Origin of the sequence: Aurantiacibacter flavus, assembly GCF_039710615.1 — a bacterium.
Lineage (GTDB): Bacteria > Pseudomonadota > Alphaproteobacteria > Sphingomonadales > Sphingomonadaceae > Alteraurantiacibacter > Alteraurantiacibacter flavus.
In genome coordinates this window covers 649,880-674,454 of sequence record NZ_JBDLBR010000001.1, presented here as the reverse complement: position 1 = coordinate 674,454, position 24,575 = coordinate 649,880, and the positions used below count along the sequence as shown (strand labels likewise).

The following is a 24,575-nucleotide window of genomic DNA, read 5'->3' as shown; positions in this document are numbered from 1 at the left end:
GACCCGTTGCATCAGTCGTTGGCAGGTTTTCCGCCGGGCGGAACGATGTCGCCCAGCGTGCTCTTGACGACCTTGATCTTCACACCCTGCGCAATTTCGAGATCGACGTAGTCATCGTCGACCCGCACGATCTTGCCGATCACGCCGCCAGCGGTCACAACCTGATCGTTCTTTTTCACCCCGGCAATTTTCGCGGCGTGTTCCTTCTGCCGCTTCATCTGCGGGCGAAAGATCAGAAACCAGAATATCACGATCATGCCGACGATGGGCAGGAACTGGACCCAACCGGGAGGCGACGAACCGGCGGCGCCGGCGGCAAGAATATCAAGCATAGGATCGGCCCAATGACAGCACGAATGAACAGAATAGCTTGGGAAGAAGTAAGATCGCCCGGCCAAGGCGCAAGCAACAACACCCTCCCCGGTGCGTGGCTGCCGCGCCTAGCAGCAATGCCTTAGGCTGGCAATCAGGCCAAATTCGGCCAACTGTGCGGATTGCCAATCCAACCGCTTGCCATGGCGCGGAGCCTTCCCTATAGGCGCGCTTCCACTGGCATCGGGACGTGGCGCAGTCTGGTAGCGCACTATACTGGGGGTGTAGGGGTCGCTGGTTCGAATCCAGTCGTCCCGACCAGTGGAAATCCCCCCAACTCCCTATTCTAGCGTGCCGCATCGAAGGCGAAGTTGACGTTCACCGTAGGGGCAACGCTTTCCGCCGCATCGCCGGTGCCGACGTTGAACGCCTTGCGATCAATCGCTGCTGTGCCGCTGACCGAGCGCCGGGCGCCGCTACCCGAAAGCGTGAAGGCGATGCGCTGCGGGCGGCTCACGCCCTTCAGGTTGAGCGTGCCATCAGCCGTGTAGCGATTGCCGCTGACCCGGCGCACGCTGGTCGAGCGCCAGGTCGCCGTGGGATTCGCCCCGGCGCCGAGAAAGTCCGGGCCCTTGAGCATGGCGTTCTGGGTGCCATCACCAAGCGAGGCGCTGGAGAGGTCGATCTCGATAGCGATGCGCGCGCTTTCGGGCGCTTCCGGATCCATCGCGATGGTGCCGCTCCAACGCGAGAAGCTGCCATTGAGCGCCATACCGCCGTTGTCGACATTGAAGCCAAGCGTACCGCCGGGCTGAATCGTCCACGATGGCGGAGGGCCAGCCGTTTCGGTCTCCTCGGCCGCTGGCTCCTCTTCGGCAACCACCTCGTCATCGGCAGGCTCTTCTGCGTCCTCGTCGGCCAGATCTTCCGTCGGTTCTTCTTCCGCCACATTCTCGGCGTCGAGCGCAACGCGCCCCTCGGCTTCCGAGCCATCGGGCGGCAGCGTCACATCCTGCTCCTGCTCTTCCCCTTCGTGCTCGTGCCCGGCGCTTCCACCGATCCCGAAGTAAACCGCTGCCCACAGCGCAATCACTGCGACCATGAGGCCAAGCGCCACCGATGCCACTCCGCCCGGCGCCATGCGGCCCAGCAGCGAATCCCGCATCAGGAAATGGTGCCGCAAGGCCCCCACCACGTGGAGCGCAAACAGGCCTATGCCGACCTTGGCGAGAATCTCGTGCGCTTCCTCGAACGTGTGGTTCATTCCCGCGTCGAGCGGCAAGTGCGGCCAGGGCACCACGCCGAACACCATCGTCGGCACGCTGATCGCCGAGGTCGAGACGATCGCCCAGCCGGTCAGCGGCACCCCGATCATCAGCACATAGAAGCCGACATGCACCGCGCTGGCGAGAAAGCCGGTAAACCCGCCCTCGATTTTCGGAGGACGACTATGGGTAAACCGCCAGCCAAGACGCACGAAGGTGAGCAACAGGATCGTGATGCCGATCGACTTGTGCAGCTGATACAGCTCGAACCCGCTGGCATCGCGCGGCATGGCAAAGCCAAGCGCCAATTCGCCCGCCAGCAACAGCGCCAGAAGCCAGTGCAGCAGAATCGCCCCGCTCGAATACCGATGTTGTGTGCTGCCCAGCATCAAAAGCCCCTTTTCGCGTCCCGTAAGTGTGCTTGTGATAACCCAATATTTGACATCTTCAACTGCCTAACCGCTTTCCTACATGAGCCGTTTTGGTTCACGAGGTAGAAACCTCTAACCAAAGGAGACCCACATGGCTTTGCTCGAAACCCTGATCGGCCCCATTGCCTCGCTGATCGATAAGATCATTCCCGATCCACAGGCGCGCGAACGCGCCAAGCTCGAACTGCTGCGGCTTGAAGGCTCCCAGGAGATGGAGGCGATTCAGGCGCGTCTGGCCGCTATCGTCGCCGAAGCGCAATCTTCCGATCCGTGGACCAGCCGTGCTCGACCGAGCTTCCTCTATGTTATGTACACACTGCTGCTCTTCGCGCTGCCGATGGGGGTGCTTGCAGCGCTCAACCCCTCTGCCGCGAAGGACATCGCCAGCGGCATGAACGCCTATCTCAATGGCCTGCCCGAGCCGCTCTACGCGCTGTTCGGCACCGGCTACCTCGGCTACACGGCCGCGCGCCAGTGGGGCAAGATCAAGGGCGTGGACCAATAGGCCCAGCCCAAAGAGGTGTGACAGCGTCCGGTTTTCTCATCTGGACACTGTCACACCTGTAACACCTTGGCCGAGCCGCCTTGCCCATGGCTCTTTGCGGCCACGGCGAGTGCGGCTATGCAAGGCGCCATGACCCAGACCATCTTTGTCCTCAATGGCCCGAACCTGAACCTCCTCGGCACACGCGAACCCGAGATCTATGGCTCCGACACGCTCGACGATGTCGCCGCTCGCCTCGACGAACGCGCCTCGCAGCTCGGCCTCGCGATCGAGATGCGTCAGTCGAACCACGAAGGCCACCTGATCGACTGGCTGCACGAGGCCCAGGCCGATGGCGCCAAGGCCGTTATCCTCAACGCCGGGGCCTACACGCACACCAGCCTCGCACTTTATGATGCAATCCGCTCGATCTCCACGCCGGTGATCGAGGTGCACATCTCCAACCCGGCCGCGCGCGAGGCCTATCGCCACCATTCCTATGTTGGCATGGCCGCCAATGGCGCGATCACCGGCATGGGCGTTTACGGATACGAACTCGCATTGGAGGCGGCAGCGCGTCTCTGATCTGCCCCGCCCCAACCTGACCGCACACTTGCCATGCGGGGCGACAGGCACTAGCGCGGGCGGTCATCATTAGTCGCAAGTACTGAGGAATTGCATGGCAGATTCAAAGCCGGCTTCGGGCCGTAAGTCGGGCATGACGGTAGACACCGCGCTGGTGCGCGAACTGGCCGAGCTGCTGGGTGAAACGGGCCTGACCGAAATCGAAGTGGAGGAAGGCGATCGCCGTATCCGGCTGTCGCGCGAGATGATCGCGGCTCCTGCCGCTAGCGTCAGCGTGCCTGCGCCGGTCACTGCTGCGGCGGCAGCGCCTGCGCCCGCCGCTGCCCCGGCCGCCCCTGCGCCGACCGACCTTACCAACGCGGTCAAGTCGCCGATGGTAGGCACCGCCTATATGGCGTCTGAGCCGAACTCGCCGCCGTTCATCGCGGTGGGCGACAAGGTGAAGGCAGGCGACACGCTGCTGATCGTCGAAGCGATGAAGGTCATGAACCCGATCACCGCACCCAAGGATGGCACCGTGGGCGAGATCCTCGTCGACAATGCCGAGCCGGTCGAATTCGACCAGCCGCTGGTGATCCTGAACTGATGGCCATCAAACGCATACTGATCGCGAACCGCGGCGAGATCGCCCTGCGCGTCCACCGGGCCGCGCACGAAATGGGCATCGAGACAGTCGCGGTCCACTCGACCGCCGACGCCGAGGCCATGCATGTGCGGCTGGCCGACCATGCCGTGTGCATCGGCCCGCCCTCGGCGACAGACAGCTATCTCAACCAGGCGGCCATCATCTCGGCGGCGGAGATCACCGGTGCCGACGCGATTCACCCTGGCTACGGCTTCCTCTCGGAGAACGAGAAGTTCGCCGAGATCGTCGAGGCGCATGACCTGATCTGGATCGGCCCCAAGCCCGAGCATATCCGAACCATGGGCGACAAGGTCGCCGCCAAGAAGACGGCGGGCGCACTGGGGCTGCCGCTCGTCCCCGGCTCTGCCGGTGCGGTCGAGACGATGGACGAAATCCGTCAAGTGGCCGCCGAATGCGGCTATCCGGTGCTGGTCAAGGCCGCAGCCGGTGGCGGCGGGCGCGGCATGAAGGTCATCCCCGGACCCGAAAACCTCGAAAACCTCGTCAATCAGGCGAAGTCGGAAGCCAAGGCCGCCTTCGGTGACGACACGATGTATGTCGAGAAATACCTCGGCAATCCGCGCCACATCGAGTTCCAGGTGTTCGGCGACGGCAAGGGCAACGCGATCCACCTCGGCGAGCGTGACTGTTCGTTGCAGCGCCGGCATCAGAAGGTGTTCGAGGAAGCGCCCTCGCCCGTCATCACGCCGGAAGAGCGCGCGCGCATGGGTGGGATCGTGGCCAAGGCCATGGCAGACATGGGCTATCGCGGTGCCGGCACGATCGAATTCCTGTGGGAAGGTGGCGAGTTCTACTTCATCGAGATGAACACCCGCCTGCAGGTAGAACACCCGGTGACCGAAGCGATCACCGGCGTGGACCTCGTGCGCGAGCAGATCCGCGTCGCCGACGGCAAGCCGCTGTCGGTCACGCAGGACGAGCTGGAGTTCAAGGGCCACGCGATCGAGTGCCGGATCAACGCCGAAGACCCGTTCACCTTCGCCCCCTCACCGGGCAAGGTCACGGCCTATCACCCGGCGGGCGGAATGCATGTGCGCGTCGATAGCGGGCTCTACTCGGGCTATTCGATTCCGCCCTACTACGATTCTATGATCGCCAAGCTGATCGTTTACGGCCGCACCCGCGAGGGCTGCCTGATGCGCCTTCGCCGCGCGCTCGAAGAGATGGTCGTCGAAGGTGTGAAGACCTCGATTCCGCTGCATCAGGCGCTGGTGCGGAACGAGGACGTGATCAACGGCGACTACACGATCAAGTGGCTCGAAGAGTGGCTGGAGACCCGCGAGGGGTGAGCAACCCGGCGCCTCCTTCTGTCCTTGCGGACAAGGGGGTGCCGTGAGTGGCAGCCTTGGCTAATCTTGCAGCGGTCGTGGTTGCACTCGCCGTACTTGCAATCATGGCGCGACGTGGCAATGCGCGTTTTCGCGAGTATACCAGATTGCCGATGCAATGGGGTTTTCGCGGTCAAGTCAACTGGACCGCCCCGCGCGCGGTCGCCCTGTCGTTCATTCCCGTGCTTGCGGGCGCGGTGCTCACAAGCGCATTCGTCGGCTCGCTAACCTTTGCGCCGCGCAAAGGACAGGAGGATGCCGTCCTCCCGGCGTTTCTCATCTTGGGGGGAATGTTTGTCGGTATTTTCGCCTTGCACCTGAGGCTGATTGCTTGGTCACTGCGGCGCAACGGACCATAGGCAACGCCCTTGATGCAATCCGCCGCTAACCCAACGGAACCCCCGGTTCGTTCTTCGCCGTGCGAATCGTCAGTGAGGTCTTCACGCTCGCCACGTTCGGCGCGGGCGTCAGCTTGCTGGTGAGGAATTCCTGAAAGCTCTGAAGATCGTGGCTAACGATCTTCAGGATGAAGTCGATCTCGCCGTTGAGCATGTGGCACTCGCGCACCTCAGGCAGTTCGCGCATGTGCAATTCGAAGGCGCGCAGGTCTTCTTCGGCCTGGCTGCGCAGCGACACCATCGCAAACACCGTGATCGCATAGCCGAGTTTCGAAGCATCGAGATCGGCGTGATAGCCGCGAATCACGCCGTCTTCTTCCAGCGCGCGCACCCGACGCAGGCAAGGCGGCGCGGTCAGGCCGACGCGGCTCGCGAGGTCAACATTGGTCACCCGACCCTCGGCTTGCAGTTCAGCCAGCAACTTCCGGTCAATCGCGTCCAGCGTTCCCATAGGCTTGCCCCCCTTTGCTGATCACGGTTGTAGAGCGGCGCCCACCTGCGCCGAGACCTCAACCTGATCTGGATCCAAGTGCAACTTTCTTGAGGAAACAACCGGAATGCGCAAGCCTGTTGTGCGGAAATGTTATTATCCGCCTTTCGGGATGTCCCTTTTTGCTACGGCGGCTGCCAGCGCTCATGCCAAACGTGAGAGGGCGAGGTAATGCCGGGTTCGTCTGGATTCTTCATCCCTTTCGCGGAGCGCACCACCCTTGTTCGATGACCGCCTTGCCACCGTGTTGCGCATGACTGCGCTCGGACAAGCGGGAAAGCGTACGCAGTTTCGCCAGTTGCTCGACTTGCTCGGCACGCTGCGTGACGATCAGGTCGTAAACCCGCTGGGCGAGCAGGGATTTACACGGCTCGCAGAATTGCAGCAGCAAATTCCGCCTGACGAACAGGTCCGAATCCTGCGCGAGAGCGGCCTCAGGTTGCGCAATCCCCGGTTGGTTGCGCTGCTCGCAGAAGGCGAACCACGGATCGGCGCCGCAGCCATGGCGACCGCGCGACTCGCCGAGGCCGATTGGCTCGCATTGATCCCCAGTCTGCCAGTCGCTTCACGCGGATTTCTGCGGCATCGCCGCGACCTGCCCGCCAGCGCCAATGCTCTGCTCGCGCAGCTCGGCATCGGCGACCTGGTGCTTTCGCATGCAGCACGCCCGGCGCAGGCGGACGTGGTGGAGCAGGAAAACCCCGCCTCCATGCGCGAAGACCAAGTCGACGACCTGACCGACGACGCCACTCCGGCAAAGACGAAACCCTCGGCTGCCCCGCTTCCTCCGGCTGCACCCACCGCCATCGAGCCGCTCCTCGTCGTCGAACCAACGCACGAGCCTGCCCCGCCTGCCGCAGAGCCACGGGCGATCGGCGAGATCATCGAGCGTATCGAGAACTATCGCACCGCACGGCGCGCGCCAGTGCTCGCCCCGCGCCTGCCGCTGGGAGATACACCTGCCGGCGAGACCTCCAACAGCGTGATGGCCTTCGACGCCGTCACCGATGCCGAGGGGCGCGTGGTGGCGGCAAGCGATCCGGTCATGTCGGAAACCCTGGGCATGCTGCTTACCGGCGCCCATCCCGGCCCGCTCGTAAGCTTCGGTGAAGGCCTGACCCCGGCCTTTCGCCTTCATCAGCCGATCCATTCGGGGCGAATCACGCTCAAGGGGCGTGGCCGTCTCGGCGGCGAATGGCTGGTCGAGGCCGCCCCGATCTTCGAACGCCCGCGCGGAAACTTCGCCGGCTATCGCTGCCGCCTGCGCCGCCCCTTGCGTTCAAGCGCGACCGAAACGCAAGAGCCGGAGGATTCCGTAGCCGACCGGATGCGGCAGATGCTCCACGAGTTGCGCACCCCGGTGGGGGCGATCCAGGGTTTTGCCGAGGTCATCCAACAGCAGGTGTTCGGCCCCGCGCCGCACGAATATCGCGCCCATGCCGCTGCCATCTCGGTCGATGCGGCGCGTCTGCTTGCAGGGTTCGACGAGCTTGACCGATTGGCCCGGTTGCAGACCGGGGCGGCGAAGCTGGAAGACGGCGAGAGCGACCTGGCCGAGGTCTTCGGCGAAACCCTGCGCCGCCTGCGCCCCGTGCTCGAACCGCGTGATGCCACGATCGAACTGGAAACAACCGGCGGCCCGTTTCCGCTTGGCATTGCCCGCAGCGAGACACGGTTGCTAGCCTGGCGACTGCTCGCCACAATGGCAGGTGCGCTTGCGCCTTCCGAGACGCTCACCCTGAAGCTGGAGCAGCGCGGAAAGGCGGCCCATCTCACCGGCAAACTGCCCGATTCGCTGCGCGATCTCGATGCCTTCGACGAAAAGCGCCGGGGTGCGCTCAGCTCGGGTGTGTTCGGCCCGCGCTTCGCACTTGATCTGGCTGCAGCAGAAGCCAAGGCAGCTGGCGGCACGCTGACCTTTACCGATTCGCAGGTAAGTCTTCACCTGCCGCTAACAGGTGGCGGATTATTGACCGCTGGAGCGCAGGCCAATAGCACGCGCTAGGTAACCGGCGCATAGGGGGCTCCGGTGCATCAGGAGTAGATTTGGTGGCCCTGCGAAGCCTGTTAGACCCGCCACCTGCACAGGCTCTTGCCCGATTCTCCGATAGCAAGGTGCGCTACCTGCTCACTGTCGATACCGAAGAGGAATTCGACTGGAACAAGCCGCTGCGACGCGAGGGCTATGGGCTCGATCATGTGTCGCGGATCGCCCAGTTCCAACAGTTCTGCGAAGAGATGGGCGTCGTGCCGATCTATCTGGTCGACTGGCCGATCGCCACCTGCGAGCTGGCTGGCGAAATCCTGCGCGCGCCAATCGCCGCCGGACGCGCGGAAGTGGGCGTCCAATTGCATCCTTGGGTCAACCCGCCGTTCACCGAAGAGGTGACGCCGACCAACAGCTTTGCGGGAAACCTCCCTTACGCGCTGGAGGCCGACAAATTTGCCCGCCTGCGCGACCGGATTGAGGCGCAGTTCGGCGCTGCCCCGCTGATCTATCGCGCGGGGCGCTACGGCCTCGGCCCGCGCACGGCGGAGATCCTTCAGGCCAATGGCATCGCGATAGACACCTCGGTGCGCGCCAAGTTCGACTATGCCGCGAGCAGCGGCCCCGACTATCGTCAACACCCGCTCAAACCTTACTGGCTCGACGATGCGCAGACCATGCTCGAACTGCCGCTCACGACGACGTTCTGGGGGCTGCTGCGCGAACTGGGTGATGTGATCTATCCCCGGATGTGGCGCATGCCGCAGGCGCGCGGGGTGCTATCGCGGCTGGGCCTGCTCGAGCGCATTCCGCTGACCCCCGAAGGCGTGGGCGTGGAGGAGGCCATTCGCGGGATCGACATGGCGCTCGATGCTGAATTGCCGGTACTGATTTTCTCGTTCCATAGCCCGTCGCTGGCGCCCGGCCACACGCCCTATGTCCGCACCGAGGACGATCTTGCCCAACTTTACGACTGGTGGCGGCGCGTGCTCGCCTATTGCGAGCTGCGCGGCGCCAGGCCCTCCTCGGTAGCCGACGTGCTGGCGGCGGTGGCGCGTTAGCCAGGCAATGACGCGAAGTTCTTGCCGCACGCGGCTGCACAGGCTATCGGCCCATTTCGCGCTGACAAGGCGGGGCCTGTAGCTCAGTTGGTTAGAGCTGGCCGCTCATAACGGCTAGGTCGCGGGTTCGAGTCCTGCCGGGCCCACCAGCCTTGTTGTCATCCGCGAATGATCCCGGTCGGGGAGTGGCGCAGCCTGGTAGCGCATCTGTTTTGGGAACAGAGGGTCGCAGGTTCGAATCCTGTCTCCCCGACCAATCAATCTACGCGAGCGCGGATCGGGAATGTTCGCACTTCCAGCGAGGCCTGGTGCGCCAACGCGCCGCGACCTTTCCATAAAGCGTCTCGCCGTCAGTCCCGCAACCACAGTTCATGCGCGTCGATCCGCAGCTTCGTGATCGCCCGCTGCGCATCGGTGCGCGCAACCACCTCGGCGTTGAAAGCATCGTGGACCAAGCGCTCGCCCAACAGCATGTCGGCCAGCCCAATCTCACCCAGCTCGTTGCCACGGCGCAGCTTCACGAGCACCTCCATCTGCGCAGCGAGGCTTTCCCGCGCGCGCTCCCAGGCCGACAGGCGGAAGCGCGCTTCGGCCAGATCCGCGCTCGCGGTTTCCTCAACCGCGAAACGTGCCAGCCGCTCTTCTGCCAGCGCCGCGCTCGCCGAGGAGCCCGCTTCGTCGGCCAAGGCCGAACGGTGGCGTCCGCCCAGCGGCATCGAGAAGACGAGCCCTGCCCCCTGCTCGGCTCCGCCCCGCTCCGAAAACAGGCGAATGCCGACCGATGGATCGGCCACCCGGTCGAGCCGCAAGCGGTCGGCATAGGCGGCGGCGCGGCGCGCTTCGGCCTCGGCGACGGCAATCTCGTGGCTGTTGGCGATGATCTGGTCGCGATAGCCGGCAAGCTCGGCCTCGCGCATTGCTGGCGGCGGGATCGCGGGGGCATCGACAGGCAGCGGCAACGAGGGAAACTGCGCCCGTAGCCGCGCCTGCGCCAGATCGGCACGCCCGGTTGACTGCTCGGCCCTGATCCGCGCCGCGCCGAGCGCAGCGCGCGCCTGATCAGCCTCCAGCTGCGGCGCATCGCCCAGCTCCACACGCCGCGTCACCGCAGCCAGCGCCTGCTCATAGTTCGTGACCGCTTGCCGGTCGACCTCGGCCTCGGCAGCGGCGCCGAGCCAGTCCCACCAATAGCTCGCCAACAAGAGCGCCGCCTGATGGCGTACGTCTTCGGCCATGTTCTCGGCTGCATCTACTGCATAGACGCCGATCTCGCGGTCGAGCCGGGCCTTGCCGGGCAGGCGGATGGCACGGGTCAGCTGGGTGTCGAACTCGTCGAAGGTGCCCTCGCGGTCGATGGTGCGGCGGTTGTAGCTGCCCGACACAGTGACTTCGTGCGGACCGACCGCGCGGGCATCGGCGCCGGCGCGGCTCGCTGCAAGACGCTCCCGGGCGGCGGCCACTGCCGGGTGGTCGATCAGCGCACCGGCAACGGCGGCTTCGTCGGGCAGGCCCGGTTCGGCGGCGAGCGGTGCAGCCATGGCGAGAGCGAGGAAAGGCAGCGCGGCGCGGCCGCTGGCGAACAAGCGCATGATTATTGGCCCTCCCGTTCGGCCTGGGCAAGATCGCCCGCCTCGCGCTCCGCGCGGCTTTCACCGAAGCGTTCGTAAAGAATCGGCAGCATGATGAGCGTGAGCAGCGTGGCCGAGACCAGCCCGCCGATCACCACGATGGCGAGCGGCTTCTGAATCTCCGATCCCGGCCCCGTCGCGAACAGCAGCGGGACAAGGCCGAAGGCGGCGACCGAGGCGGTCATCAGCACGGGCCGCAAGCGCCGCTCGGCCCCGCACCGCACCGCTTCGGCCAGCGTCATCCCGCCTTCGCGCAGCTGGCGGATATAGGTCACCATCACCAGCCCGTTGAGCACGGCGATGCCGAGCAGCGCGATGAAGCCGACCGAGGCCGGAACCGAGAGATATTCGCCCGACAGCGCCAGCGCAATCATCCCCCCGACCATGGCAAAGGGGATGTTGAGCAGGATCAGCACCGAGGCGCGCAGCGAACCGAGCGTCAGATAAAGGATCGCAAAGATCAGCAGGATCGAGATCGGCAGCACCACCGCGAGGCGGGCGCTGGCGCGCTGCTGATTTTCGAACTGCCCACCCCACACCAGCCGGTAGCCGGGCGGAAGCGGCACATTGGCGGCGATGTCGGCGCGCGCCTCCTCGACATAGCCGACCAGATCGCGCCCGGTGACGAAGGCCTGCACCATCGCATAGCGCGAGCCGTTCTCGTGTTCGAGCTTCACCGGCCCCTCAGTGCGGGTGATGTGCGCAACGTCGCTCGCGCGCACGAGCTGGCCCGAGGGCGCGCGATAAAGCTGGTCGGCGAACACCTGCGGGCTCGCCTCGCGCATGCCATCGGCGCGCAGCATGATCGGCACACGGCGCACGCCTTCAGATACCACACCCGCATTTACGCCTTCGACCTGCGCGCGCATCATGTCCTGCAGGTCGCTCACCGGCATGCCGAGCCGTCCGGCGGCGACGCGGTCGATGTCGAGCTGGAGGTAGTCGACCAGATCGTTGGCAACGGTCATCGCTTCGCTGGTGCCTTCAAGCGTCTCGAGCCGCGCCTGAATCTCGCCCGAGAGGCGGGACAGCTCATTGAGGTCCGGGCCGAACAGCTTGATCGCCAGATCACCGCGTGCGCCGGTCAGCATTTCCGAGGTGCGCATGTCGATCGGCTGGGTGAAGCTCGGCTCGATGCCGGGGAAACGCTCCATCACCTCGCGCAGCTGGTCGACGAGCCACTCCTTGTCCTGCACCCGCCATTCCTCGCGCGGCTTCAGTTGCAGGAAGCCATCGCTTTCGTTGAGGCCCATCGGATCGAGCCCAAGCTCGTCGGAGCCCACGCGCATGATGATCGCCTCGACCTCGGGCACCTCGGCCATGATCGCGCGCTGGACGGCGAGATCGCCCTCGACCGAGTGGTCGAGCGAGATCGAGGGCAGCTTGGCGAGCTGCATCACTACCGAGCCTTCGTCCATCACCGGCAGGAAGGTCTTTCCGGTCACCGTGTAGGCAAAGGCCGTCAGCCCCAGCGAAACCCCTGCGACGGCGAACACCAGCTTCTTGCGGGAAAACGATCCGGCCAGCACGCTGGCATAGCGGGGCGACAGCTTGCGCATCAGCCATGGCTCGTGCGCGCCGGCCTTCACCTTTAGCAGGTAAAACGACAGCACCGGGATTAGCGTGAGCGACAGCAGCAGGGCCGATGCCAGAGCCAGCACGATGGTGAGCGCGACGGGCGAGAACAGCTTGCCTTCGAGCCCCTCAAGCGTCAGCAGCGGCAGGAACACGATAGCGATAATCGCCAGCCCCGAGGCGACGGGCTTGGCCACCTCGGCGGTGGCAACGAACACGTTGTGCAGCTTGCTGCTCCGCGCGTGGTCCTCGTCGGACAAGCGCTCGACGATGTTCTCGACCACCACCACGGCCCCGTCGACCAGCATCCCCACCGCAATGGCGAGGCCGCCAAGGCTCATCAGGTTTGCGGTCAGCCCGATGGAGCGCATGAAGATGAAGGTCAGCAGCGCCGCCATCGGCAAGGCCAGCGCCACGATAACCGAAGCGCGCACATCGCCGAGGAACAGCAGCAGCAGGATCACCACCAGCACAGTCGCTTCGAGCAGCGCGCTCTCGACCGTGCCGACCGCGCTCCCGATCAGGTTGGAGCGGTCATAGAACGGGGCGACGCTCATGCCCTCGGGCAAGGTCGCCTCAATCTCGGTGAGGCGTTCCTTCACCCCGGCCACGACCTTGGAGGCGTCTGCCCCGCGCAAGCCGATGACGAGGCCCTGCACCGCCTCGCCCGTGCCGTTCTTGGTTACAGCGCCATAGCGGGTGAGGCTGCCCATGCGCACCTGCGCAATGTCGCCAATGCGGATCGCTCCGCCCGTCTCTGTCCGCACGACCGTGTTGGCAAGGTCGTCCAGCGTGCGGATCGCGCCGGTGGAGCGGACGATCAACGCCTCCTCGCCCGTGGTGAGACGGCCTGCGCCATCGTTGCGGTTGCCCGCGTCGATGGCGGCGGCGAGGTCGGCTGTGCTCAGTCCCGCTGTTGCCAGCGCGGCACTATCGGGGGCCACTTCGAATGTCTCGACATAGCCGCCCAGCGCGTTGACATCGGCGACCCCGGGCACGGTGCGCAGGGCGGGGCGCACGATCCAGTCGAGCACGCGCCGCTTTTCCGCGAGGCTTTGCGGGCCTTCGAGCGTGAACATGTACATGTCCGAGAGCGGAGTGGAGATCGGGGCCATCCCGCCCTCCACCGTGGCGGGCAGATCAGCCATCACCGCAGTCAGGCGCTCGGCAACCTGCTGGCGCGCCCAGTAGATGTCGGTCCCGTCGGCAAAGTCGATGGTGATATCGGCAATCGCATATTTGGCGACCGAGCGCAGCACGCTCTGATCGGGAATGCCGAGCATCTCCATCTCGATCGGCGTGATGACGCGGGTTTCGACCTCCTCGGGCGTCATGCCGGGGGCCTTGAGGATTATCTTCACCTGCGTGGTGCTGATATCGGGGAAGGCGTCGATCGGCAGGGTCGCGAAGGCCCAGCCGCCAATCCCCGCCAACACAGCGGCAAGGCCGATCACGGCGAGGCGCAGTTCGAGCGCTTTTTCGGTCAGCTTGCGCAGCATCGGCTTACTCCGCCGTTGCCTTGAGTTCGGCAATGCCGCTGGTGGCGACGACTTCGCCAGCCTTCAGGCCTGCCGACAGCACCGTCCGGTCGCCCGCTTCTGCCAGCACCATCACGGCACGCGGCTTGAAGCCATCGCCGTCGCTCACAAAGACATGGGGCTCGCCGCCAATCCGGGTGACGGCGCGGCTTGGCACCGACACCCCCTCCTCACTCGCGGAGGCGATAATCACCGCCATCACGTTCTGCCCCGACACAAGACCGGGCGCGGAGCCGATACTGGCCTTGGCCATCACCGAACGGGTTGCGGGATCGATCGATGGCGCGACCGACACGATCTGTCCGCCGACCGTCAACGTCTCGCCGCCATCCTGCGGCAGGCGCAGCTCGATAGCCATACCGGGGCGCACGGCACCGGCAAGCCGTTCGGGCAGCGCGAGGTCAAGCTGGTAGCTGCTCGTCGCCTCGATCACGAAGGGTGCGCTCATAAGATCGACCGGCCCTCCGGTCTCGACACCGACATGCGACATACGCCCGCCAATCGGCGCACGCAGCGTCATCGTGCCGTCCGGACCCGCGCCTGCCAGCGAGACGAGGCGGCGGTTCTCCGAAGAGGTGACGCGTGCCTGCTCGAGACGCGCTTTCGCCTCATCCGCACGGGCCTGCGCAATGATCCCTTCCTCGGCCAGTTGCTCAAGCCGCGCGGCCTGCGCTTCGGCGAGGCGCACCTCGCTGTTCGCCCGCGCGAGGTCAGCTCCGATACGCAAGGGTTCGGCCGCGCGGACAATCGCGAGCGGTTGCCCTCGCGAAACGCCCTGCCCCTCGATCACGAACACCCGCACCGCCGCGCCCGGGAAAGGCGAGGTAACCGCCACCCGCGCTTCGGGCGGCAGCGTCACTGTTGCCGGCACCGTGCCGAGCGGCTGCGAACTGGTGGCCTCAGCCGTGGCGGTTTCTATCTCCGGAGTCTGTGAGGCAGGGGTCGCAGCATCGGCCTGCGTATCGGCGGGGGCATCATCGGAGCAAGCTGGCAGTGCCAGAAGCACGACTAGCGCGGCGAGCGGGAGGAGGCGGTGCGGTTTCATATCCGCCGATGTGGGCGGCGAAGCTGACAACAACTTGTCAGACTGGCAGCTTCTTGTCAGCTTGATCGCGCATTTGCCCCGAGGTCGATGCAGGAGACAACGGATGCGCGTATTGCTGGTGGAGGACGATCCGGAACTGGGCCGCAGGCTCGGCGACCGGCTGCGCGCTGCCGACTACGCCGTCGATCTCGCCACCACCGCTGCCGAAGCGCGACACTGGCCCGATCTCGATAATATGGCTGCGATCATTCTCGATCTCGGCCTGCCCGACGGCGATGGCATCGAGCTGCTCAAGGCCTGGCGCGGCGAGCGCATCGCCTGCCCGATCCTGATCCTTACCGCACGCGGAAGCTGGCAGGACAAGGTCGAGGGGCTGAACGCGGGCGCCGACGACTTCGTGGTCAAGCCGGTGCGCTTCGAGGAATTGCAGGCGAGACTCCACGCTCTTTCACGCCGCCATTTGGGCAAGCGCGATTCCACGTTGGAGGTGAACGGCCTGCGGCTCGATCCGGTCGGGCGTACAGTGGAGGATAACGGCGCGCCGATCGCGCTCAGCCGCAAGGAATTCGGCCTCTTGCACCTGTTCCTGCGCCGCGCCGGGCAAGTCCTGCCGCAAGGTGACATCCTCGAAGACCTTTACGATCTGGAAGCCGAGCGCGAGCTGAACACGGTCGAGGTGCTGGTCGGCCGTTTACGGCGCAAGATCGGGCGTGACCGGATCAGCACCATTCGCGGTATGGGTTACAGGTTCGAGAAATGAGCGTGCCGCAGATCTCCACCGGCAGCTTGCGGCTGCGCTTCCTGCTCGCGGTGATGCTGTGGGTGGTGCTGGGCGTGGCGGGCATCTGGTTCACCGCCAACCGCGTGTTCGAGAAACATATCGAAGAGATGTACCACGAAGAGCTCGAGGTCCATGTCCGCGAGCTGGCGCGCCTTGCCGAACTCGACGCGGAGGGCCACCCGCAGCTCATGCGGCCGCTGTCGGACCCGCGCTATGAAGTGCCCCTCTCGGGTTTCTACTGGCAGGTCAGCGTTCCAGGACAGCCGACGCTGCGCTCGGACAGCATGACACGCGGGCAGCTCGACGAGAGTGTCGCGCACTCACCCGGCATTGCCCACGCCGTGGAAGCGGGGCCTACCGGGCCCGCTATCACCTACGGCCTGCTCGAACATGGGCCGGCGGGGGAACGCATGCATATCGTCATCGCGACCGATCAGAGCGAACTGGATGAAGACATCGCCTCGTTCACCGGCGAGCTGGCAGTCTGGCTGGCGGTGCTCGCCGCGCTGCTGCTGGCGACGGGGCTGGCTATCATCAGTTTCGGCCTCAGCCCGCTCAACCGTCTGGGGCAGGCGATTGCGAGGCTGCGGAGCGCCCAGGCCGACCGGCTGGAGGGCCGCTATCCGTCCGAGATCGCCCCGCTCGTCACGGACCTCAATGAATACATTCGGCAGAACAGCGAAATCGTGGCGCGCTCGCGCGTGCAGGCGGGCAACCTCGCCCACTCGTTGCGCACCCCGCTGGCGATCCTCACCGATGAGGCCGAGCGGTTCATGCAGGATTCGCAATCGGCGCCTTCGGGCCGGGTGCTGCTCGATCAGCTGGAAAAGATGCGCCAGCAGATCGACTACCAGTTGGCCCGCGTGCGCTCCGCCGCCGGAGCACGCGGACCGGGCAGTCGGGCAATGCTGCCGGAGGTTGCGGTTCCGGTTGTCAATGCGATGCGGCGTCTTCACCCCGGGATGACGTTCGAGCTAGCGGCACCTGAATCGCCGATCGTGGTGGCCGCCGACCCCGTCAATCTTGCGGAGCTGCTATCGATCCTGCTCGACAATGCGGGCAAATGGGCACGCGAGACGGTGCGGCTGGATATTCGCCTGACCGACGAAAATGAGGTCGTGATCGAGATCAGTGATGACGGACCGGGCATGTCGGACGAACAGATCGCCACGGCCTGCGAGATTGGCACCCGGTTCGACCGCAGCACGCCGGGATCAGGCCTCGGCCTCGCCATGGCGCGCGACATCTGCAACGATATCGGCGCCGAGCTGGTTCTGAAGTCCGGCCCGCAAGGCCTGATAGTCCGCGCCGAACTGCCCGCAGCCGAAAAAAGCGCACATCCGGCGGGCTGAGCGGATAATTCCAACCGCGGTCAGGCCGGAACTTCCAGTCCGATGGTGCGCAGGAACAAGGAGAATTCGGCTTCAACCTGCTCCCTCGTACGTTTGTGAAACATCTCGAACCGGGCCACCGCAGTGTAGATGTCGAACGAGATCATGGAGAAGAACATCCGAGCCAGTACCTCAGGATCGTCGGGGGCGATCTGACCTTTGGCCTGCAGATCGGCGAATATCTCGGACATTTCGGCAATCGCGCGCTCCAGATGCTCGCCGCGGAACTGCTGCGAGAACGTCTCGTCACGGATCGACTGCGCCACCATCGCGCGCACCAGCCGGATATTCTCATTGCTCAGAGCCTTCGCCCTTAGCCGCATCAGCATCTCGCGCAGCATTTGCGCCGGCGGCAGGCCCAGCGCACGCACTTCGGCGATATCCGCGCGCGCCTGATCGGGACGCCGGTGCAGCACCTGCGCAAGCAGGCCCTCCTTGGTCTCGAACAACTTGTAAAGCGTCGCCAGTGAGCCGCCGGAGCGCGCTACAATGGCATTCAGCGTGGTATCGTCAAACCCCTGCTCGCCAAACAGATACTCGGCGGCATCGAGCATCGCCTCGCGGCGCGCCTGCAATCGCTGGTCCTGCAAATCCTCGGTGCGATCCAACCCAAAACCTCCTTAATGATAAAAAAGTCTATCATGCGCCTCTTGAATGTGTAAGAGCCAATACACAATTTTGCGCCGCACAACAAAATGGATTTCTTCATGCGTGCCTTGAAAATCGTCATCCCCTTGCTTCTCCTCTCCGCTTGCGGCGGAGAAGCGGAACAGCCTGCGCCGCAGCCGCTTCCGGTAGAGACGGTCACGATTGACGGTCAGGCGATCCCCAATGTGATTGAGCTGCCGGGCCGGGTAACGGCCGTTCGCAAATCCGAGGTACGCGCCCGCGTCACCGGCATTCTCGAGCAGCAGCTCCTCGAGGATGGCAGCTACGTGCGCGAAGGCCAGCCGTTGTTCCGGATCGATCCGCGCGAACTTCGCGCCAGCCTCGCCCAGACGCAGGCCAGCCTGCAACGCGCGCAGGCGACGGCCGCCAATGCCCGCGCGGTGGTCGAGCGCTATCGCCCGCTGGTAGAAGAGAATGCCATCAGCCGACAGGAATTCGATGCAGCCGTGGCCACCTCGCGTGCCGCCGATGCCGACGTGGCGCAGATTCGCGCCCAGGTGCAGGCGGCCTCGCTCCAGCTTGGCTACACCACGGTGCGCGCGCCGATCTCGGGCCGCGCGGGTCGCGCGCAAGTGACAGAGGGCGCACTCGTGAGCGCGACCGAAGCCACCTTGCTGACCACCATCGAACAGATCGACCAGGTCTATGTCGTGTTCTCGAATTCGGCGCAGGACGTGCTCTCGGTCCGCCGTTCGCTGGCCGACGGCTCGCTGGTGCTGGCCGAGGGTGGCCGCGTTCCGGTAACACTTACCATGTCCGACGGGTCGGACTATCCCATCCCCGGCACAATCGACTTCCTAGACCAGTCGGTCAACGAAGCTACCGGCACGGTCGAATTGCGCGCTCGCTTCGCCAATCCCGAGGGCATCCTGTTGCCCGGCCAGTTCGTGCGCGTGCGCGTCGAAGCTGGCCGCTATGCCGACGGCATTGCCGTGCCGCAGGTGGCTGTGACCATGACCGAGACCGGCGGCACCGTGTTCGTGATCGACGAGGAAGGCATGGCCCAGGTGCGCCAGATCAAGCTTGGCGCGATGTTCGATGGCAATTGGATCGTCGAGAGCGGCCTGCAAGAGGGCGACCGGGTCATCACCAACAACATCCAGAAGTTGCGCGCCGGCATGCCGGTATCGGTCGCATCCTCCACACCGGCGCCTGCATCCGGCACGGCTGCCCCCGCCGCGGTACAGGCGAACTGATCCATGGCTGATTTCTTCATCAGGCGCCCCATCTTCTCTTGGGTGCTTGCAATCGGCATCCTGCTGTCGGGCATTCTCGCGCTGCGCTCGCTCGCTATCGAGCAATATCCAGATATCGCCCCGCCGTCGCTGACGGTCAGCGCAGTATATACCGGCGCCGATGCGGCCACAGTCGAGCAGAACGTCACCCAGATCCTCGAACAGGAGATCAACGGGATCGAGGGCCTGCAATATATGTCGGCCACCAGCTCCTCGAATGGGTCGTCCAGCATCAATGTCACCTTCGCCCCCGGCACCGATATCGATATCGCCCAGACGCAGGTGCAGAACCGCCTGAGCAGCGTCGAATCGCGGCTGCCCGCACAGGTCCGCCAGATCGGCGTGAGCGTGCGGCAGGCCAGCAACAGCTTCATGCTCGTGGTCGCGCTCAGTTCGAAGAGCGGCGAGACAGGCTCGCTCGAACTGGGTAACCTTGCTTCGAGTTACATCGTCGACGAACTGCGCCGCGTGCCCGGTGTGGGCGACATCACGCAGTTCGGCTCGTCCTATGCCATGCGCATCTGGCTCGACCCGCAGAAGCTCGCGTCGTACGGCCTCGCTCCGAGTGACGTGACGGCCGCCATTCAGGAGCAGAACGCGCAGGTCGGTGCCGGTGCCATCGGCGACCAGCCGCTCACCGATGGCCAGCAGATCACCGCCTCGATCGTGACCGACGACCGCCTGTCAACGGTGGAAGAGTTCGAGCAGATCATCCTGCGGACGGAGAGCGGCGGCAACACCGTGCGGCTTGCAGATGTCGCGCGCGTGGAGCTGGGCGCCCAGACCTACGCCAGCGACTTCGCGCTGAGCGGAGCACCGGCGGCAGGCCTGGCTGTCCAACTCGCCACCGGCGCCAATGCGCTCGACACTGCCGCAGCGGTCAAGCAGCGGGTGAAGGAGCTGGAAGAAACCCTGCCCGACGATGTCGAGGCGACGATCCCTTACGACACCACGCCCTTCATCGAACTGTCTGTGGAAGAAGTGATCGTCACGCTCGTCGAGGCGATGGTGCTGGTGTTCCTGGTGATGTTCCTGTTCCTGCAGAACTGGCGCGCGACCATCATTCCCGCGCTGGTTGTGCCGATTGCGCTGGCGGGCGCCTGCCTTGGCCTGTGGTTCTTCGGCTTTACGATCAACGTGCTGACGCTGTTCGGCATGGTGCTCGCCATCGGCATCCTGGTCGACGACGCCATCGTGGTGATCGAGAACGTCGAACGGATCATGTCCGAAGAGGGCCTGCCGCCCTTGCAGGCCACACAAAAGGCGATGAAGGAAATCACCGGCGCGATCATCGGTATCACTCTGGTGCTGATCGCGGTGTTCGTGCCGATGGCATTCTTCGGCGGCTCGGTGGGCGGGATTTACCGCCAGTTCTCGGTAACGCTCGCCTCGTCGATCTTCTTCTCCGCCGTGCTTGCGCTCACGCTGACGCCGGCGCTGTGTGCGACCTTCCTCAAGCCGGTCCACGACAAGGATGGCGCCGAAGCGGAAGCGCCGACGACGCGCTGGGGCAAGCTCAAGGCCAGGGTCGATGGCTTATTCGGCGGTTTCAACCGCTGGTTCACCCGCATGACGGGCCGCTATGGCCGCACCAACGACAAGATTTTGTCGAGGCCGTTCCGCGCGCTGATGGCCTTCGTGCTGATCTGCGCGGTAACCGCCTTCCTCTACCTGCGCCTGCCCACCGCCTTCCTGCCGCAGGAAGACCAGGGCGACGTCGTGACCGTGGTGCAGACTCCGCCCGGGGCAACTGCCGCCCGCACGCAGGAGGTGCTCAACGAGCTGCAGGCTTACTGGGACGAGCAGCCCGAAATCGCGACTGTCATCACCGCCAAGGGGTTCAGCTTCTTCGGCAACGGGCAGAACAACGCCATGATGTTCGTCCGACTGAAGGACTGGTCGGAACGCACCGCACCCGAGAATAGCGCTTCGGCTCTGGCCGGACGGGCGATGCAGCACTTTGCCGGCATCTCCGACGCCACGGTTTTCGTAATCCAGCGCCCGGCGATTCAGGCGCTCGGCAATGCCAGCGGTTTCACGATGAAGATCGAGGACCGCGCCGGGCTTGGCCGCGACCAGCTTGAGGCGGCGCGCAACCAGCTGCTCGGCGCAGCGATGCAGAGCGATGTGGTTACCGGCGTCCGGCCCGAGGAACAGGCCGACAATCCACAGCTCGAAGTGAGCGTCGATCGCGTGCAGGCACGCGCGCAGGGATTGTCGATCAACGCGGTCAACTCGGCGCTGGCGGTCAACTTCGGCTCTTACTACGTCAACGACTTCCCTCGCGATGGCCGCATCCAGCGCGTGATCGTGCAGGCCGATGCCGACTATCGCATGACGCCCGAAGATATCCTCTCTCTGCGCGTGCCCAACGCCAATGGCGGACTGGTTCCGTTCAGCAGCTTTGCGCAAGTGAAGTGGAGCGCCGGGCCGCCAAGCCTTGCCCGCTACAACGGCTATCCCGCGATGACGATTTCGGGCCAGGCTGCACCGGGCTACTCGTCAGGCGCGGCACTTGCAGAGATGGAGAAACTCGCGAAGGCGCTTCCGGCTAGCATGAGCTATGAATGGACCGGGCTGAGCTTCGAGGAAAAGGAAAGCGCGGGCCAGGTCGGTATCCTGCTGGGTCTGTCGCTGCTGGTGGTGTTCCTGCTGCTGGCTGCGCTTTACGAAAGCTGGGCCGTGCCCTTTGCCGTGCTGCTGATCATTCCCGCAGGCGTGCTGGGATCGGTTATCTTCTCGATGCTGCGCGGCTTTTCGGCAGACGTCTATTTCAACGTCGGCCTGATCACGATCATCGGCCTTGCCGCGAAGAACGCCATCCTTATCGTCGAATTCGCCATCGAGCGGGAGGCGCAGGGCAAGTCCATCTTGGAAGCGGTGGAGGAAGCCGCAAGGCTGCGCTTGCGTCCGATCCTGATGACCTCGCTGGCCTTCGTTGCCGGCATGGTGCCGCTGGTAATCGCCTCGGGCGCTGGCGCTGCCAGCCGGGCGGCGGTTGGCAGCGGCGTGATGGGCGGCATGATCGCGGCAACCGCCATCGGCATTTTCCTGATCCCGGTGCTTTACCTGCTGGTGCGCAAGCACCTCAGCCGCCACAAGCCCGCGGTGGCGGGCGCGCCCACCCTTACGGAGGACACCCCGGCATGACGCGCCGTCTGACCGCCCTCGCCCTTCTGGGCACCGCGCTTACAGGCTGCGTGAACCTCGCGCCCGAGCATGCGCGCCCCGATCTTGCCAGTGCGAGCGACACCGCGTGGGAAGCGGACCTGCGGCCCGACGGCACGCAGGTCGCAAGCACACTCGCCTGGCAGGACTACTTCGTCGACCCACGCCTGCAGACATTGATCGCGGCTGGCCTTGCCAACAACCGCGATCTAATCGCCGCCACTGCACGGATAGACCAGGCCCGTGCGCAGTATCGCATCCAGGATGCCGAGCGTCTGCCCAACCTTAATGCCAACGGCGCGGTTACCAGAAGCCGCTCTCAGGTGCCCGACGCACAGGGCGGAAGGACCGCCGCCGATTCGACCAGTTATCAGCTCGGCGTGGCCGTGCCCGCTTTCGAGCTGGACTTCTGGGGCCGTGTGGCGAACCTCAGCGAAGCCGCGCGGGCGCGCTATCTGGCGACCGAAGCCGCACAGCGCGCGTTCTATCTCTCGCTAATCGGCAATATCGCCAACACCTATTTCGAGATCGCCGAGACTGACCAGCAGATTGCGCTGGCCGAAGCGACCGCCGAAAGCCGCCGTGATGCGCTGCGGATCGAGCAGCTGCGGCTTGAAGCAGGCGTCGAATCCGGCCTGCCTAGCGAGCAGGCGCGCTCGCTGCTGACAACTGCCGTACAGCAACTCGCCAGCGAGCAGCAGAGCGCCGCCACTCTGCGCAACCGATTGCGCGTGCTGGTGGGCGGGCGCATTCCCGGCGACTTGCCCGAAGGACGCGAACTGACCGAGCAGACCAACACGGCGCGGCTTGCCGCCGGCCTGCCGTCGGAACTCTTGCTGGCGCGCCCCGATATCGTGCAGGCCGAACAGGAACTGCGCGCCGCGCGAGCGAACATCGGCGCAGCGCGGGCTGCCTTCTTCCCGTCGATCAGCCTTACCGGAAATGCGGGCTATGCCTCGACCGATCTTTCCGATCTGTTCGATTCCTCGGGCTTCGGCTGGTCGTTCGGCCCGAGCATCAGCTTGCCGATCTTCGACAACGGCGGACGCCAAGCCAACCTTGATTATGCGCAGGCGCTCGAAGTCGAAGAGGTCGCGAACTACGACAAGGCGGTGCAGACCGCGTTCCAGGAGGTGGCCGACGCGCTGGCCGGCCGCCGCTGGATCGCCGAGCAGATCGCTGCGCAGCAGCGCAACATCGCCGCGCTCGAGGAGATCGCCCATATCGCGCGGCTGCGGTATCGCGAGGGTGTGGCCGAGTATCTCGAAGTGCTCGACGCCGAGCGCAGCCTGTTCGCCGCTCGTCAGACGCTGCTCTCGACCGAGCGCGCGGCCGATCAGAACGCGGCCAACTTGTATATTGCGTTGGGCGGCGGGATGTTGAGCGGCCCGTCCGAAGACTGAGGGCCAGAGAACACCCCCGCTCGTGGTGAGGAGGGACCGAGGTCGCAGACCGAGGGGCCGCCTCGAACCACCTGCGCAAGTCCTTCGAGACGGGTAGAGTTAGGCTTAAGCAAGCCGCGCGAAGTTCGCAGCGCCGGGTGACGGTGTAGGCGTACGCGCGGGGGGGGCCTCCTCGTCCCTGGCGCAAATGTTGGTCAGGCATTCCAGAATCTGCCGGAAGGCTGCGCGCTCCACGCCATAGAACACCATCTTCCCCTCGCGCCGGGTGTTGACGAGTCCGGCCTGCCGCAGGATCGCCAGTTGCTGCGAAAGGCTAGGCTGGCCAATGCCGCCGATCTCCTCGATCTCGCCAACATTGCGTTCGCCCTCACAAAGGATCTTCAGGATCCTAAGCCGGACCGGATGGGCCAGCGCCTTCAGCTCCTCGACCGGAAGCTCCTCCTCGGTCATTGCGCGCCTCCCTTCAGGAACCAGTCGGTCGGCTCTTCGGCGGCGAAGACGTCGTCGAGCGACACGCTGGCCGGGTTGAGCAAGGCATCGCCAGGCTGCCAATCAGCCGGAGCAAGCTGCTTTTCGCCCGTCGCCTGCAAGGCATCGAGCGTGCGCAGCATCTCTGGGATCGAGCGGCCGACATTGGCCGGATAGCAGGTCATCGCGCGGATCGTGCCCGCCGGGTCGATGAAGAAGGTGGTGCGCACCGTGCCGCTGTCAGCATCGTCGGTGCCGACCATGCCGTAGGCGCGGGCGATCACCATCGTCGGATCTTCGATAATCGGGAAGCGCACCTCCACGCCGGTCCGGTCGCGAATCATCCGCAGCCACGCAAAGTGCGAAAACAGGCTGTCGACCGACAAGGCCATCAACGCACAATCACGCTTCGCAAAATCATCCGCCGCGCGCGCCAGCGCGACGAACTCTGTGGTACAGACCGGAGTGAAATCCGCAGGGTGCGAGAACAGGATCAGCCAGTTCTGGCGGAAATCGGCAAGGCGCACGGGCCCAGCCGTGCTGCGTGCGGTAAAATCGGGGGCCAGGTCGCCAATGCGCAGGCCGGAGCACGGAGCCGGCAAATTGATATTGTCGTTCATGCCTTCTCTCTAGCACTTGACACCAAGAAAGCAATACATATACATAATAAGTGTATCTGACTAAGCG

21 protein-coding genes and 3 tRNA genes are annotated in these 24,575 nt (G+C 64.9%); 15 read left to right on the top strand and 9 right to left on the bottom strand.

The features are described 5' to 3' along the window. Positions 1-11 precede the first annotated feature (11 nt). The gene (gene yajC, locus ABDJ38_RS03200) at positions 12-332 is read right to left on the bottom strand and encodes a preprotein translocase subunit YajC (protein ID WP_346783626.1); all 321 of its coding nucleotides are present in this window, start codon (positions 330-332) and stop codon (positions 12-14) included. A gap of 224 nt (positions 333-556) precedes the next feature. Between yajC and ABDJ38_RS03195 the strand changes: the two genes are divergently transcribed. Further along, positions 557-633, top strand: a tRNA-Pro gene (locus tag ABDJ38_RS03195). A 25-nt stretch (positions 634-658) separates the two neighbouring features. Here ABDJ38_RS03195 and ABDJ38_RS03190 read toward each other — a convergent pair. Continuing rightward, positions 659-1,966: a cytochrome b/b6 domain-containing protein gene (locus tag ABDJ38_RS03190; protein WP_346783625.1), complete on the bottom strand. Its 1,308-nt coding sequence runs from the start codon at positions 1,964-1,966 to the stop codon at positions 659-661. Positions 1,967-2,099: 133 nt separating this feature from the next. Here ABDJ38_RS03190 and ABDJ38_RS03185 point away from each other — a divergent pair, with 133 nt between their 5' ends. The 5 genes from ABDJ38_RS03185 (at position 2,100) to ABDJ38_RS03165 (ending at position 5,410) form a co-directional block, all read left to right on the top strand. After that, positions 2,100-2,513 carry a holin family protein gene (locus ABDJ38_RS03185; RefSeq protein ID WP_346783624.1) on the top strand — a complete coding sequence of 138 codons (414 nt, stop codon included), beginning with the start codon at positions 2,100-2,102 and terminating at the stop codon, positions 2,511-2,513. Positions 2,514-2,642: 129 nt separating this feature from the next. Then, a complete protein-coding gene (gene aroQ / locus ABDJ38_RS03180) occupies positions 2,643-3,077 on the top strand; it encodes a type II 3-dehydroquinate dehydratase (RefSeq protein WP_346783623.1) in 435 nt (144 codons plus the stop codon). 94 nt (positions 3,078-3,171) lie between these two features. Further along, entirely contained in the window at positions 3,172-3,663 is a 492-nt protein-coding gene (accB, locus tag ABDJ38_RS03175; protein ID WP_346783622.1) for an acetyl-CoA carboxylase biotin carboxyl carrier protein, read from the top strand. Then, positions 3,663-5,012: an acetyl-CoA carboxylase biotin carboxylase subunit gene (gene accC / locus ABDJ38_RS03170; protein WP_346783621.1), complete on the top strand. Its 1,350-nt coding sequence runs from the start codon at positions 3,663-3,665 to the stop codon at positions 5,010-5,012. Before accB ends, accC begins: the two co-directional genes overlap by 1 nt. A 47-nt stretch (positions 5,013-5,059) precedes the next feature. Then, positions 5,060-5,410, top strand: coding sequence for a hypothetical protein (locus ABDJ38_RS03165; protein ID WP_346783620.1), 351 nt, complete (start codon positions 5,060-5,062; stop codon positions 5,408-5,410). A 25-nt stretch (positions 5,411-5,435) separates the two neighbouring features. Here ABDJ38_RS03165 and ABDJ38_RS03160 read toward each other — a convergent pair whose 3' ends face one another. Then, the gene (locus tag ABDJ38_RS03160) at positions 5,436-5,900 is read right to left on the bottom strand and encodes an Lrp/AsnC family transcriptional regulator (RefSeq protein ID WP_346783619.1); all 465 of its coding nucleotides are present in this window, start codon (positions 5,898-5,900) and stop codon (positions 5,436-5,438) included. Between the two features lie 259 nt (positions 5,901-6,159). Between ABDJ38_RS03160 and ABDJ38_RS03155 the strand changes: the two genes are divergently transcribed. The 4 genes from ABDJ38_RS03155 (at position 6,160) to ABDJ38_RS03140 (ending at position 9,243) form a co-directional block, all read left to right on the top strand. Beyond that, the gene (locus ABDJ38_RS03155; RefSeq protein ID WP_346783618.1) at positions 6,160-7,944 is read left to right on the top strand and encodes a histidine kinase dimerization/phospho-acceptor domain-containing protein; all 1,785 of its coding nucleotides are present in this window, start codon (positions 6,160-6,162) and stop codon (positions 7,942-7,944) included. Positions 7,945-7,988: 44 nt separating this feature from the next. Further along, on the top strand, positions 7,989-8,987 hold the full coding sequence (locus ABDJ38_RS03150; protein ID WP_346783915.1) for a polysaccharide deacetylase family protein: 999 nt from the start codon (positions 7,989-7,991) through the stop codon (positions 8,985-8,987). 72 nt (positions 8,988-9,059) lie between these two features. Next, a tRNA-Ile gene (locus tag ABDJ38_RS03145) sits at positions 9,060-9,136 on the top strand. A 30-nt stretch (positions 9,137-9,166) separates the two neighbouring features. Beyond that, positions 9,167-9,243, top strand: a tRNA-Pro gene (locus ABDJ38_RS03140). Positions 9,244-9,337: 94 nt separating this feature from the next. Here the strand turns inward: ABDJ38_RS03140 and ABDJ38_RS03135 are convergent. Genes ABDJ38_RS03135 through ABDJ38_RS03125 form a run of 3 tightly spaced genes read right to left on the bottom strand, consistent with a single transcriptional unit; the run spans position 9,338 to position 14,773 of the window. After that, complete coding sequence (locus tag ABDJ38_RS03135) at positions 9,338-10,576, bottom strand: TolC family protein (RefSeq protein ID WP_346783617.1); 1,239 nt, start codon at positions 10,574-10,576, stop codon at positions 9,338-9,340. 2 nt (positions 10,577-10,578) lie between these two features. Then, positions 10,579-13,689 carry an efflux RND transporter permease subunit gene (locus tag ABDJ38_RS03130; RefSeq protein WP_346783616.1) on the bottom strand — a complete coding sequence of 1,037 codons (3,111 nt, stop codon included), beginning with the start codon at positions 13,687-13,689 and terminating at the stop codon, positions 10,579-10,581. 4 nt (positions 13,690-13,693) lie between these two features. Then, on the bottom strand, positions 13,694-14,773 hold the full coding sequence (locus ABDJ38_RS03125; RefSeq protein WP_346783615.1) for an efflux RND transporter periplasmic adaptor subunit: 1,080 nt from the start codon (positions 14,771-14,773) through the stop codon (positions 13,694-13,696). 103 nt (positions 14,774-14,876) lie between these two features. Between ABDJ38_RS03125 and ABDJ38_RS03120 the strand changes: the two genes are divergently transcribed. Continuing rightward, positions 14,877-15,533 (top strand): response regulator, encoded by a 657-nt coding sequence (locus tag ABDJ38_RS03120; protein WP_346783614.1) that lies wholly within the window; start codon positions 14,877-14,879, stop codon positions 15,531-15,533. Next, positions 15,530-16,906: a sensor histidine kinase gene (locus ABDJ38_RS03115; RefSeq protein ID WP_346783613.1), complete on the top strand. Its 1,377-nt coding sequence runs from the start codon at positions 15,530-15,532 to the stop codon at positions 16,904-16,906. The genes ABDJ38_RS03120 and ABDJ38_RS03115 overlap by 4 nt, the downstream gene beginning before the upstream one ends. 20 nt (positions 16,907-16,926) lie before the next feature. On the opposite strand, the gene ABDJ38_RS03110 is transcribed toward ABDJ38_RS03115, so the two are convergent. Next, positions 16,927-17,553: a TetR/AcrR family transcriptional regulator gene (locus tag ABDJ38_RS03110; RefSeq protein WP_346783612.1), complete on the bottom strand. Its 627-nt coding sequence runs from the start codon at positions 17,551-17,553 to the stop codon at positions 16,927-16,929. Positions 17,554-17,652: 99 nt separating this feature from the next. Here ABDJ38_RS03110 and ABDJ38_RS03105 point away from each other — a divergent pair, with 99 nt between their 5' ends. The 3 genes from ABDJ38_RS03105 to ABDJ38_RS03095 are packed head-to-tail and all read left to right on the top strand — an operon-like array spanning position 17,653 to position 23,420. Further along, a complete protein-coding gene (locus tag ABDJ38_RS03105; RefSeq protein WP_346783611.1) occupies positions 17,653-18,810 on the top strand; it encodes an efflux RND transporter periplasmic adaptor subunit in 1,158 nt (385 codons plus the stop codon). A 3-nt stretch (positions 18,811-18,813) separates the two neighbouring features. Then, on the top strand, positions 18,814-21,999 hold the full coding sequence (locus ABDJ38_RS03100; RefSeq protein ID WP_346783610.1) for a multidrug efflux RND transporter permease subunit: 3,186 nt from the start codon (positions 18,814-18,816) through the stop codon (positions 21,997-21,999). Then, the gene (locus ABDJ38_RS03095; RefSeq protein WP_346783609.1) at positions 21,996-23,420 is read left to right on the top strand and encodes an efflux transporter outer membrane subunit; all 1,425 of its coding nucleotides are present in this window, start codon (positions 21,996-21,998) and stop codon (positions 23,418-23,420) included. The genes ABDJ38_RS03100 and ABDJ38_RS03095 overlap by 4 nt, the downstream gene beginning before the upstream one ends. A gap of 105 nt (positions 23,421-23,525) precedes the next feature. Here ABDJ38_RS03095 and ABDJ38_RS03090 read toward each other — a convergent pair whose 3' ends face one another. Next, complete coding sequence (locus ABDJ38_RS03090; RefSeq protein WP_346783608.1) at positions 23,526-23,870, bottom strand: ArsR/SmtB family transcription factor; 345 nt, start codon at positions 23,868-23,870, stop codon at positions 23,526-23,528. Continuing rightward, the gene (locus ABDJ38_RS03085; protein ID WP_346783607.1) at positions 23,867-24,508 is read right to left on the bottom strand and encodes a peroxiredoxin; all 642 of its coding nucleotides are present in this window, start codon (positions 24,506-24,508) and stop codon (positions 23,867-23,869) included. Before ABDJ38_RS03085 ends, ABDJ38_RS03090 begins: the two co-directional genes overlap by 4 nt. Positions 24,509-24,575 lie beyond the last annotated feature (67 nt).

What these genes read in the sequence shown, in the direction of transcription:
- yajC (WP_346783626.1), bottom strand. Translation starts at nt 332, where the DNA reads ATGCTTGATATTCTTGCCGCCGGCGCCGCCGGTTCGTCGCCTCCCGGT.
- ABDJ38_RS03190 (WP_346783625.1), bottom strand. Translation starts at nt 1,966, where the DNA reads ATGCTGGGCAGCACACAACATCGGTATTCGAGCGGGGCGATTCTGCTG.
- ABDJ38_RS03185 (WP_346783624.1), top strand. Translation starts at nt 2,100, where the DNA reads ATGGCTTTGCTCGAAACCCTGATCGGCCCCATTGCCTCGCTGATCGAT.
- aroQ (WP_346783623.1), top strand. Translation starts at nt 2,643, where the DNA reads ATGACCCAGACCATCTTTGTCCTCAATGGCCCGAACCTGAACCTCCTC.
- accB (WP_346783622.1), top strand. Translation starts at nt 3,172, where the DNA reads ATGGCAGATTCAAAGCCGGCTTCGGGCCGTAAGTCGGGCATGACGGTA.
- accC (WP_346783621.1), top strand. Translation starts at nt 3,663, where the DNA reads ATGGCCATCAAACGCATACTGATCGCGAACCGCGGCGAGATCGCCCTG.
- ABDJ38_RS03160 (WP_346783619.1), bottom strand. Translation starts at nt 5,900, where the DNA reads ATGGGAACGCTGGACGCGATTGACCGGAAGTTGCTGGCTGAACTGCAA.
- ABDJ38_RS03135 (WP_346783617.1), bottom strand. Translation starts at nt 10,576, where the DNA reads ATGCGCTTGTTCGCCAGCGGCCGCGCCGCGCTGCCTTTCCTCGCTCTC.
- ABDJ38_RS03130 (WP_346783616.1), bottom strand. Translation starts at nt 13,689, where the DNA reads ATGCTGCGCAAGCTGACCGAAAAAGCGCTCGAACTGCGCCTCGCCGTG.
- ABDJ38_RS03125 (WP_346783615.1), bottom strand. Translation starts at nt 14,773, where the DNA reads ATGAAACCGCACCGCCTCCTCCCGCTCGCCGCGCTAGTCGTGCTTCTG.
- ABDJ38_RS03120 (WP_346783614.1), top strand. Translation starts at nt 14,877, where the DNA reads ATGCGCGTATTGCTGGTGGAGGACGATCCGGAACTGGGCCGCAGGCTC.
- ABDJ38_RS03115 (WP_346783613.1), top strand. Translation starts at nt 15,530, where the DNA reads ATGAGCGTGCCGCAGATCTCCACCGGCAGCTTGCGGCTGCGCTTCCTG.
- ABDJ38_RS03105 (WP_346783611.1), top strand. Translation starts at nt 17,653, where the DNA reads ATGCGTGCCTTGAAAATCGTCATCCCCTTGCTTCTCCTCTCCGCTTGC.
- ABDJ38_RS03100 (WP_346783610.1), top strand. Translation starts at nt 18,814, where the DNA reads ATGGCTGATTTCTTCATCAGGCGCCCCATCTTCTCTTGGGTGCTTGCA.
- ABDJ38_RS03095 (WP_346783609.1), top strand. Translation starts at nt 21,996, where the DNA reads ATGACGCGCCGTCTGACCGCCCTCGCCCTTCTGGGCACCGCGCTTACA.
- ABDJ38_RS03090 (WP_346783608.1), bottom strand. Translation starts at nt 23,870, where the DNA reads ATGACCGAGGAGGAGCTTCCGGTCGAGGAGCTGAAGGCGCTGGCCCAT.
- ABDJ38_RS03085 (WP_346783607.1), bottom strand. Translation starts at nt 24,508, where the DNA reads ATGAACGACAATATCAATTTGCCGGCTCCGTGCTCCGGCCTGCGCATT.